The sequence below is a fragment of the Moorena sp. SIO3B2 genome, assembly GCF_010692525.1.
GTDB lineage: Bacteria > Cyanobacteriota > Cyanobacteriia > Cyanobacteriales > Coleofasciculaceae > Moorena > Moorena producens.
The window spans coordinates 1-7,215 of record NZ_JAAHHE010000309.1; the positions used below are offsets into that span (position 1 = coordinate 1).

The following is a 7,215-nucleotide window of genomic DNA, read 5'->3' on the forward strand; positions in this document are numbered from 1 at the left end:
GATAGTATTTAAGAGGTAGATTTGGGGGTCGGTTGTAGGTCAGATTGGCTTGTTGAGTGGGGTTAGAATTGAGGTCATCGAGTAACCTTGGGCTTTTAGGGTCTAAGCCTTGGCTGTAGAACAAGTTGGCTAGTTGAGTGCGGGTAGCGTTGAGGTCTTCCAGTAACCTCTGGCTTTCAGGGTCTAACTGTTGACCCAGGATTTGCTGGCTGTTGGTGATGAAATCGAGAACGCGACCTTTTCGCCGCAGGATGGTAGTCAAGGCCAGACGGGCTGCTCTGGGATTGTTGGCAGCTGCGTTGAGGTGCAAAGAAATCACTCGGTATGTGCTACTAGTGACAGTATCAAGGTACTTTTGCTTTTGAGGCTCAGGACCAGCAACCAAATTAGAGTTAAGGTTCCGTTCTTCTACCTCCAATCCTTGCTCGAACAGCTCAAGGGCAGGGGTGATATTACTTTGAGCATGATACAGTGCTGCCAGGTTGTTGAGGCTGGTGGCCACATCGGGGTGTTGCTCTCCTAGCAAGCGTTTGAAAACCTCTAAGGCTTGCAGGAAGAGGGGTTCGGCCTCTTGGTACCTGCCCTGGCTTGAGTACAGTAAAGCCAGGTTGTTGAGGCTGGTGGCCACATCGCGGTGTTCCTCTCCTAGCAAGCGTTTCTGCAGTTCTAAGGCTTGCTGTAAGAGGGGTTCGGCCTCTTGGTACCTGCCCTGGCTAGAGTACAGTTCCCCCAGGTTGTTGAGGCTGGTGGCCACATCGCGGTGTTCCTCTCCTAGCAAGCGTTTCTGCAGTTCTAAGGCTTGCTGTAAGAGGGGTTCGGCCTCTTGGTACCTGCCCTGGCTTGAGTACAGTCCTGCCAAGCTGTTGAGGCTGGTGGCCACATCGCGGTGTTCCTCTCCTAGCAAGCTTTTCCTAAGGTCATAGGCTTGCTGTAAGAGGGGTTCGGCCTCTTGGTACCTGCCCTGGCTAGAGTACAGTACTGCCAGGTTGTTGAGGCTGGTGGCCACATCTGGGTGTTGCTCTCCTAGCAAGCGTTTCATAAGGTCTAAGGCTTGCTGGTAAAGGGGTTCCGCCTCTTGGTACCTGCCCTGGCTATAGTACAGTAAAGCCAGGTTGTTGAGGCTGGTGGCCACATCGGGGTGTTGCTCTCCTAGCAAGCGTTTCCTAAGGTCTAAGGCTTGCTGGTAGAGGGGTTCGGCCTCTTGGTACCTGCCCTGGCTTGAGTACAGTAAAGCCAGGTAGTTGAGGCTTTCTGCCACATGGGGGTGTTCCTCTCCTAGCAAGCGTTTCCTAAGGTCTAAGGCTTGCTGGTAGAGGGGTTCGGCCTCTTGGTACCTGCCCTGGCTTGAGTACAGTAAAGCCAGGATGTGGAGGCTGGCTGCCACATCGGGGTGTTCCTCTCCTAGCAAGCGTTTCCTAAGGTCTAAGGCTTGCTGCCAGAGGGGTTCGGCCTCTTGGTACCTGCCCTGGCTTGAGTACAGTAACCCCAGGTTGTCGAGGCTGGTGGCCACATCGGGGTGTTCCTCTCCTAACAACCGTTTCCTAAGGTCTAAGGCTTGCTGGAAGAGGGGTTCGGCCTGTTGGTACCTGCCCTGGCGAAAGTACAGTAACCCCAGGTTGTCGAGGCTGGTGGCCACATCGGGGTGTTCCTCTCCTAGCAACCGTTTCATCAGCTCTAAGGCTTCCAGGAATAGGGGTTCCGCTTTCTCGTACCGTCCCTGGCTATAGTACAGTCCCGCCAGGTTGTTCAGGCTTTCTGCCACATCTGGGTGTTCCTCTCCTAACAAGCGTTTCCTAAGGTCTAAGGCTTGCTGCAAGAGGGGTTCCGCTTTCTCGTACCTGCCCTGGCTATAGTACAGTTCCCCCAGGTTGTTGAGGCTGGTGGCCACATGTGGGTGGTCTGGTCCTAGCAACCGTTTCATCAGCTCTAAGGCTTCCAGGAATAGGGGTTCCGCTTTCTCGTACCGTCCCTGGCTATAGTACAGTCCCGCCAGGTTGTTCAGGCTTTCTGCCACATCTGGGTGTTCCTCTCCTAACAACCGTTTCCTCAGCTGTAAGGCTTGCTGCAAGAGGGGTTCAGCATCTGAGTACCTGCCCTGGCTTGAGTACAGTAAAGCCAGGTTGTTGAGGCTGGTGGCCACATGTGGGTGCTCTGGTCCTAGCAACCGTTTCATCAGCTTTAAGGCTTGCTGGTAGAGGGGTTCGGCCTCTTTGTACCTGCCCTGGCTATCGTACAGTGCTGCCAGGTTGTTCAGGCTGAATGCCACATCTGGGTGTTCCTCTCCTAGCAACCGTTTCATCAGCTTTAAGGCTTCCAGGAATAGGGGTTCCGCTTTCTCGTACCTGCCCTGGCTAGAGTACAGTAAAGCCAGGTTGTTCAGGCTTTCTGCCACATCTGGGTGTTCCTCTCCTAGCAACCGTTTCCTCAGCTCGAAGGCTTCCAGGAATAGGGGTTCCGCTTTCTCGTACCGTCCCTGGCTATAGTACAGTAAAGCCAGGTAGTTGAGGCTTTCTGCCACATCTGGGTGGTCTGGTCCTAGCAACCGTTTCCTCAGCTTTAAGGCTTGCTGCAAGAGGGGTTCAGCTTCTTCGTACCTGCCCTGGCTATAGTACAGTAAAGCCAGGTAGTTGAGGCTTTCTGCCACATTTGGGTGATCTGTTCCTAGCAACCGTTTCCTCAGCTTTAAGGCTTGCTGGAAGAGGGTTTCGGCATCTGAGTACCTCCCCTGGATTAAGTAAAGTACCCCCAGGTAGTTGAGGCTTTCTGCCACATCTGGGTGGTCTGGTCCTAGCAACCGTTTCCTCAGCTTTAAGGCTTGCTGGAAGAGGGGTTCGGCATCTGAGTACCGCCCCTGGTGTAAGTACAGTTCCCCCAGGTTGTTAAGGCTGGTGGCCACATCTGGGTGATCTGGTCCTAGCAACCGTTTCCTAAGGTCTAAGGCTTGCTGCAAGAGGGGTTCGGCATCTGAGTACCGCCCCTGGTGTAAGTACAGTTCCCCCAGGTTGTTAAGACTGGTGGCCACATCTGGGTGGTCTGGTCCTAGCAACCGTTTCCTCAGCTTTAAGGCTTGCTGCAAGAGGGGTTCAGCATCTGAGTACCTCCCCTGGTGTAAGTACAGTTCCCCCAGGTTATTGAGGCTTTCTGCCACATCGGGGTGTTCCTCTCCTAGGACTTGTTGCCGAATCTCTAATGCTTTTTCCCCTAGGGGAATAGCTTCTGAGTACTTTCCTTGTTGGTAAAGCTCCAACAGTTGTTGATTAAGTCGAGATGCTTCTGCTAGTTTTCTTTTAATTACAGATTCGGTTAGCTCAGTTGATGGTGAGCTTTCTTGGGCTTGGGCTATACTCATCTGTCCCCATGGTGGCACGGGAACTGCTCTGATCCCCATCACACCGACTAGGGTAGCCGCCATCAGCCCTGGGTTGATTAGGATTTTTGGCTTCATGAACGATTAGCCCCCTAAAATCTTAACCATTTGTTGTTCCAGTTGACCTGCCCTAACCTGATCTCCCAAGGTTTGATAAACCTGTTTCCCTTTCTCTAGCCACGCGATCGCTTCATTCTTCTGACCGATAATCCCACTGGTAACTGCCAGTCCCCCAAGCACTTGAGCTTGAGTATCTAAATCTCCCGCTGCCTTAGCCAGTTCTAGGGCTTGCCGGTAACCCTCCCTAGCTAGGCGATTTAATCCCACCTGTTGGTAAATGTCCCCCAGAAGTTGATAAACCCGGATCGACTCAAGTCCATCAGCCAAAGCTGTTTCCAGCAGGTTAATGGCTTCAGCGTTTAAGTCATTGCTGCGGTACAAATGAGCCAAGGCTAGTGCTTCTGCTGGCTTACTCAACTGCTTTTGCTTAATTTCCTCTGCTGCTGCTGATACCTCCTGGGCTTTTTCCTGACCGAGGATGGTAAACCCGAAACTCCCTTCATCTTTAGAACTTTTGCCTTGGTCAGTCTCGACAATCAACCAATAACGAGCACCTGGTTGTAGGGACTGCTTGCCTGAGTAAACTATCTCCGTTGCACTGGTTTCCTGAGTCCACTTCACCCCTGGACCTATCACTGTCACTTGGTAAGTGCTCGCGCCCTCAACCTGATGCCAGCCCAAGAGCGGTTGCTGATTAAGCACAGAACTATCCCGAGGTCTAAGAATATAAGGAATCTCTGGATTATTGGCTGCTCTTTCAATCACTGTATCCTGGTCGGATTGAGATAGCTTTGGTTTTGAGGTAGGAGCACAGCCTTCAGAGACGATATAGTCTCTGCCACCCTCCGGTTCCCACGGCATTAAGTTCTGGCACAGGACTTTAGCAAAGGTATTGCTGGCCAGTAAGAGGTGATCCTTAGCCGCCAATGGCGCACCAATAAAGGCTGGCTGATAATCCTGCCAAGTGGAACGCTTCATTTTCACCTGACCTTGAGGACGAAGGGCCACAACTAGATTTAAACCATTTCCGATCGGACGAGCTGGTCTAGCTAAGCTCACTACCAAGCTCAGCCCCAGGAGCAAGCCAATCAAGAGTTTCCATTTTTTCCATTGCATTAGAGTTTACCTGCCTTCTTTAACGCTTTGTAAGCTAAAACTAACCATTTCGGTTGATCAGGATTAACAATTGAACCTAGCTGAGAACACGTTTGCCATTGTTCAAGGGCTTCCTCATTGCGGGTTTGCTGTTCATAGACCTGAGCCAACAAACAGTGGGCTGAAGCGCGAGTTGTGATTTGCTCCAATCCCTCTGGTGTAGTGGCTAAAGCGATCGCTCCCGTTAGAATGGACTCTGCTTGGTCTAGTTGCTGCTGTTGCAACAATGCCCAACCGAAATTTTTCATCAAGTTGTATCTGATCCTCAAGGGCTGATTTTCCGTCTCCTGTAAACTTTTCCACAGCAGAGGTGTAGCCAATTCTGGTTTATTCTCCAATATCCACAAGCGAGCCAAATTGTTCTCGGCCTTAATCAAATTCCCCTTAACAGCAAATTGATATTGACTCTTGGCTTTATCGAACTGTTGCAGGTCTTCGTAGAGGGACCCTAAATTATAGTGAGCGTTGACATTATCTGGATCGAGAGCCAAAGCCTGAAGATAATCGGCTTCAGCACCAGCCAATTGCCCCTGATTATATTTCTTGACTCCCTGGCGATTGTACCAATCGGAAAAAGCTGGCTTGTTAGAGAATAATAGGGCTAGAACCGCACACAGCAACAATGTGGAAGCGAATTTGGCTTCTTCATGGTAATGCTTGGGAATACGCAGCCTGTTCAGTAATTTTTCAAACCCTTGTTTTCCGGCCTGGGTCAGTTCGCTTCTGGCTTGCAATAGGGTTAAGATACTCGGAAACGCCACCACTGCCACTCCCGCAACTCCGGTGCCAGCACTCAGAAATCGGGGCACAATATCCACCAACAAACTCAGATTCACCGTCCAACTGCCCACCGTCAGCCCTTTCCACAACCAATCCCAGCGGTCCCAGGGATGAGGTGGTGCTTCTGTTTCCAATCGCCACCACCACGCAGCGGCGGGAGGCTGAAAACTGTTTCGGTATTCAGCTAAGTCGATGACTTTGGTAATCTGCTCTGCTTTGCTCTTCAGCAGAGCGTCCAACTCAACCAGTTGCTGTTGATCCGTTGTAGATACGTGATTACACTGACTCCAAGCAGCCTGCACAGCATCCCTGGCATTGAAAATCTCTAGCACTTCCTTTACTTGAGGAGATTTAGACTCTTTTAGGTTAGAGAGTGCTTCTTGATAGCAATTAAGGGCAGTTTCTAGCTCAGAAGTAGTCATCTATAATTTGACAACTCAATAGCACAGATGATTCTTTTGTAGTTTAGATCTTTTTTTATCTATTTGGAGCAATTAGGAAAAAACTCTTGCATAACTCATAAGTATTAAAAACGCTATAGCTCTTAGGAAATAGGCCGTAAGGAGTAGACCCTAGGGAGTAGTGGTTCAGTTATAGCGCTACGCTTAGCGTCAGAAGTCAGAAGTTAGAAGTCAGAAGTAAGCTATGACTAAGTTTCAGAGTTTAGGAGCGACTGCATCAAGACAATGTCCTAATTTGAATGCGTAGTGCTATATCAGCTATTAGCTATCAGCTATCATAAAAAAAATCCCAATTAAAGTAGGGTGGGCAAAGTAATCTAATCATTAATACTGATGTGAAGCAAACGGTTTTTGCCCACCCTACAAGCTTCAACTTTAGAAGTAGTGAACAAAAAATACCAATTAAAGTAGGGTGGGCAAAGTAATCTAATCATTAATACTCATTTGAAGCCAACGGTTTTTGCCCACCCTACAAGCTCTCCCCATCTCCTAACAACCTTCAACCCTCTTAACCCTTCAACCCTCTTAACCCTTCAACCCTCTTAACCCTTCAACCTTCAACCTTCAACCCTCTTCAACCTTGGCCTTTCGGCCACGCTACGCGAACAACCAACTTTTAGCAATCAATAGCCAACAAAATCGTTTCCATCTCTTCCCTTGACAATCCCCCATGACCGCCCAACTTGTGTTGTTCAAACCGGTCTTCTTCATACCACCAAACCGTTTCATACTTATTCGGTAAAATCACTAAATTGCCTAACCGATTCAGCAATAGTGGCGATATTTCACCTGTACCGAAATAGCCTTGCTCAAGTAATGTTGTAGTGCGATACACTGTTGCTCGATCTGCCAACTGCTCCGTCAGCAAATCATAGACTTTATCCAAATGGTCTTCCTGAATATACAACACCATATCCCGACATGATCCTGCTGGCACCAACAGTTTACCTTGGGCATTCCGTTTAATAAACTGCTCAATGGAAGGATTAAGCTGATTCAAATAAATAGTAGTCTCTGGTGAAATCTCTATTTGTCCATGATCAGCCGTAATTAGTAATAATGTATTCTTCAGCTTACCAGCTACCTGCTGATATAAAAGTCGCTCCATAGTTAGCAAAAGTGTGCTAACTTCAGCCTGGAACTGCAGGGAGCCAGGACCGTATTTATGAGCGATGCCATCAACAGTATCCAAATACAGGAAAAAGTAGCTCTTATCGGATTCAGCGATCGCGGCTTCAGTCAGGTTAACTAATGCTTCAGGAATAGTTTTGTAGGGAACAATACTTGCCCCATCACACACCACTCGTGAAAAGGGAGAGTAAGCATAATTGTAGTGTTGAAAACAATAAGATTTAACACCATACTGTTGCAATTTTTGATAGAGAGTTTGGG

At 49.1% G+C, this 7,215-nt stretch carries 4 protein-coding genes; all 4 read right to left on the reverse strand.

The features are described from left to right. Positions 1–3,445, reverse strand: a 3,445-nt coding sequence (locus F6K38_RS32055; protein ID WP_287359103.1) for a tetratricopeptide repeat protein, incomplete at its 3' end; no start/stop codon positions are given. A 6-nt stretch (positions 3,446–3,451) separates the two neighbouring features. Further along, a complete protein-coding gene (locus F6K38_RS32060) occupies positions 3,452–4,543 on the reverse strand; it encodes a tetratricopeptide repeat protein (protein ID WP_287359105.1) in 1,092 nt (363 codons plus the stop codon). Beyond that, a complete protein-coding gene (locus tag F6K38_RS32065) occupies positions 4,543–5,784 on the reverse strand; it encodes a tetratricopeptide repeat protein (RefSeq protein WP_287359108.1) in 1,242 nt (413 codons plus the stop codon). Before F6K38_RS32065 ends, F6K38_RS32060 begins: the two co-directional genes overlap by 1 nt. A 655-nt stretch (positions 5,785–6,439) precedes the next feature. Continuing rightward, positions 6,440–7,215, reverse strand: a 776-nt coding sequence (locus tag F6K38_RS32070; RefSeq protein WP_287359112.1) for an alkaline phosphatase family protein, incomplete at its 5' end; no start/stop codon positions are given.